A 3,045-nucleotide genomic window follows, 5' to 3' on the forward strand; every position below is an offset into this window, starting at 1 on the left:
GCTGCGCCGCCCCAACCCCAGAACAAAAGAAAAAGCACAGCAAAACCGGACATTTCTATCTAGCCAGCACCCCGACATTTGAATCTGGCTTTGACATTGTACGGTCGTTCTTTTCGCCACCGCAACCTTATGTCCCGCAAAGAAAACCCGGCCGGCCCACGGGCGATGCTCGTGCCGGCCTTGCCCGATCGCCGCGCTAGTGAAGTTTCGAACCGAGCCAGTTCATGAACGCGACGACGAGCGGCGCGTGCGCGAGTTCCGGGCGAAGCACCAGATAGTACGCATGGCGCGCCGGCACCATGGTTTTGAACGGACAGATCAGCGTGCCATCGGCCAGGTCTTCACGCACGGAGAAGCTGTCGCCGAGCGCGACGCCCTGGCCGTGGATCGCTGCTTCGATACAGATATGCGCGTTGCCGATTTCGAGAATCCGCAGACCGTCGAGCTTGTCGCATGACGCCTCCGCGAGCCACCGCCGCCAGGACCCCGAATGCTCGCAGAATAGCGCCTTGCCCGGCAGATCCTGAACCCGTCGGATCGCGTCCGGGCCGTTCATCAACGCCGGGCTCACGACCGGAAACAAGGTCGGGTGCGTGATCAGCGTCACCTTGCGGTCGCGCCACCGTCCTTCCCCGTAGCGCACGCAGAGATCGACATCGGGCGAGTAGATCTCCCGGTCGTCGTTGGACGGCACGATCGTCAGGTTGACGCGCGGATACAGTTCCAGAAAGTCGCCGATATGCCGCGCGAGCCAGCGCGACGTGAACAGCAGCGGCGTCGATACGACCAGATCGCCGGCCATGGTCGGCAGGTCGAGTTTCTGGACCGCGTTTGCGATCGAATCGAACGCGCCTTTCACGGGTTCGAGCAGCGCCTCGCCCGACTGGGTCAGTTTCAGCCGCGCTCTGGATCTGACGAAAAGCGGCATGCCGAGCGTGCTTTCGAGCACGCGGATCTGATGGCTGACCGCGCTCGCGGTGACGTTGAGCTCGTCGGCCGCGCCGGCTACCGTGCCTCGCCGTGCCGCGGCCTCGAACGCGCGTAGTGGATTCAGCGGAGGCAGTCGGCTTCTCATGGCGGGCGCGAGATACTGAGAAAAATTTGATTTAAGCGGAATTTATTTCTCTGCGCAAGAAGAAATCTGCCTCTCTATAGTGGATGCACTTCCGACACTTTTGAGGTTGATTGATGAGCACTCGTGAGCCGATCGAACGTCTGTGGGGCGGCCGTTTCAAGTCAGGACCGTCTGAATCGTTGAAGGCGCTGTCGCGTTCCGATCCGAGCTTTTTCAAGCTCGCGCCCTACGATCTGGCCGGCTCGCGCGCGCATGCGCGTGAACTGCTGCGCGCGGGTATTCTGGACGACGAAGAATTGCGCCAGTTGCTGGACGCGATGGCGCAGATCGAAGCGGACTTCCTCGCGGGTGCCATCCAGCCGTCGCTCGCCGACGAGGACGTGCATACGTTTCTCGAACGCGTACTCACGCTGCGCACACCGGCCGTCGGCGGAAAGCTGCGCGCCGGCCGCTCGCGCAACGACCAGGCCGCCAACGACCTGCGTCTCTATCTTCGCGACAAGGTGCGCAAGCTCGTGCAGGCGGTCGATGAACTGCAGCGCGCGCTGATCGACCAGGCGCGGCAGCACGTGCATTCCGTGACGGCAGGCTTCACCCATCTTCAACCCGCGCAACCGATCGCGTTCGCGCATCAGTTGCTGGCTCACGCGCAGTCGATCCAGCGCGACGTCGATCGTTTCATGGACTGGGACCGCCGCGCCGCCCGCTCGCCGCTCGGCGCGGCGGCGCTCGCGGGCTCCGCGATCTGCACGAATCCGGAACTGTCGGCACAGGAGCTCGGTTACGACGCGCCGTGCGAGAACTCCATCGATGCCGTCGCGGCACGCGACCACGTTGCCGAGTTCGTATTCGTCGCCAGCATGCTCGCGGTGAATCTTTCGCGTCTGTCGGAGGAAGTGATCCTCTGGACCTCGCGGCAGTTCGGCTGGGTCGAACTCGACGACGGCTACGCGACTGGCAGCTCGATCATGCCGCAAAAGAAGAATTCCGATATTGCCGAGCTGACGCGCGGCAAGGCCGGCCGGCTGATCGGCGATCTCGGCGGGTTGCTGGCGACGCTGAAGTCGTTGCCGCTCGCGTACAACCGGGACCTCGCCGAAGACAAGATCGCGGCGTTCGACTGTGTTGACACGCTCGAACTCGTCCTGCCCGCGATGTCCGGCATGGTCCGCACCATGCGTGTCGACGTCGACGAGATGCGCCGCCAGGCGCCGCTCGGCTTCACGCTTGCCACTGAAGTCGCCGACTGGCTCGCGCTGCGCGGCGTTCCGTTCAGCGAAGCGCACGAAATCACCGGCGCGCTGGTGCGGATGTGCGAATCGAAAGGCGTCGAACTGGGCGCGCTGACACCGGCCATGCTGCACGAAGTCGATGCGCGGCTGGAGCCGGCTGTGCTCGACCATCTGACGCTCGATGCGGCGCTCGAGGCCCGCTCGGGCTTCGGCGGCACCGCACCCGCGCGGGTCGAGGAACAGATCGCGCGGCTCGCGACGGCGATCGACCGGCAGGCCGAATGGGCAGCGAACTACGGAGGACCGTCATGTTGACCACATCCGACGACAGCCTCGGCGCGGCGCCATCTGCCGAGGACAGCGCCGGCATTTCGCATCTGGAGCACGTGCGTCGGCGCTACTGGGGCCGGTATGCGGCATCGGCGGCGATCGTCGCGCTGCTCGCCTACGTGATGCTCGCGTTCGCGCACGGCCAGATCGAGTGGCGCTACGTGGGCCGCTTCATGACGGCGCGCTCGATCCTCACCGGGCTCGTCAACACCATCGTGATGACGATCCTCGCGATGGCGCTGGGCATTGCGCTGGGCGTGCTCACCGCGATCATGCGGCTGTCGAGCAACCCGGTGCTGAGCACCCTCTCCCGAGGCTACGTGTGGCTCTTTCGCGGCACCCCGGTGATCCTGCAGCTGCTGCTGTGGTTCAACCTCGCGCTGGTGTTTCCGACGCTGGGCATCCCCG

Annotated in this window: 4 protein-coding genes; 3 read left to right on the top strand and 1 reads right to left on the bottom strand. The window is 64.7% G+C overall.

All coding sequences use genetic code 11. The features are described 5' to 3' along the window. On the top strand, positions 1 to 200 hold a 200-nt coding region (locus tag DVS29_RS37705), incomplete at its 5' end, for a hypothetical protein (protein ID WP_205962600.1). Here the strand turns inward: DVS29_RS37705 and DVS29_RS36605 are convergent. Further along, positions 197 to 1,075: a LysR substrate-binding domain-containing protein gene (locus tag DVS29_RS36605; RefSeq protein WP_118186209.1), complete on the bottom strand. Its 879-nt coding sequence runs from the start codon at positions 1,073 to 1,075 to the stop codon at positions 197 to 199. The two genes, DVS29_RS37705 and DVS29_RS36605, sit on opposite strands and share 4 nt — an antisense overlap. Positions 1,076 to 1,188: 113 nt before the next feature. On the opposite strand from DVS29_RS36605, the gene argH reads away from it, so the two are divergent. Together argH and DVS29_RS36615 are read left to right on the top strand one after the other, a co-directional pair. Then, on the top strand, positions 1,189 to 2,622 hold the full coding sequence (gene argH, locus DVS29_RS36610; protein ID WP_118186211.1) for an argininosuccinate lyase: 1,434 nt from the start codon (positions 1,189 to 1,191) through the stop codon (positions 2,620 to 2,622). Then, positions 2,616 to 3,045, top strand: a 430-nt coding sequence (locus DVS29_RS36615) for an ABC transporter permease subunit (RefSeq protein ID WP_164708089.1), incomplete at its 3' end; no start/stop codon positions are given. The genes argH and DVS29_RS36615, both read left to right, overlap by 7 nt.

Origin of the sequence: Paraburkholderia phosphatilytica, assembly GCF_003443895.1 — a bacterium.
In the GTDB taxonomy this organism is placed as follows: Bacteria; Pseudomonadota; Gammaproteobacteria; order Burkholderiales; family Burkholderiaceae; genus Paraburkholderia; species Paraburkholderia phosphatilytica.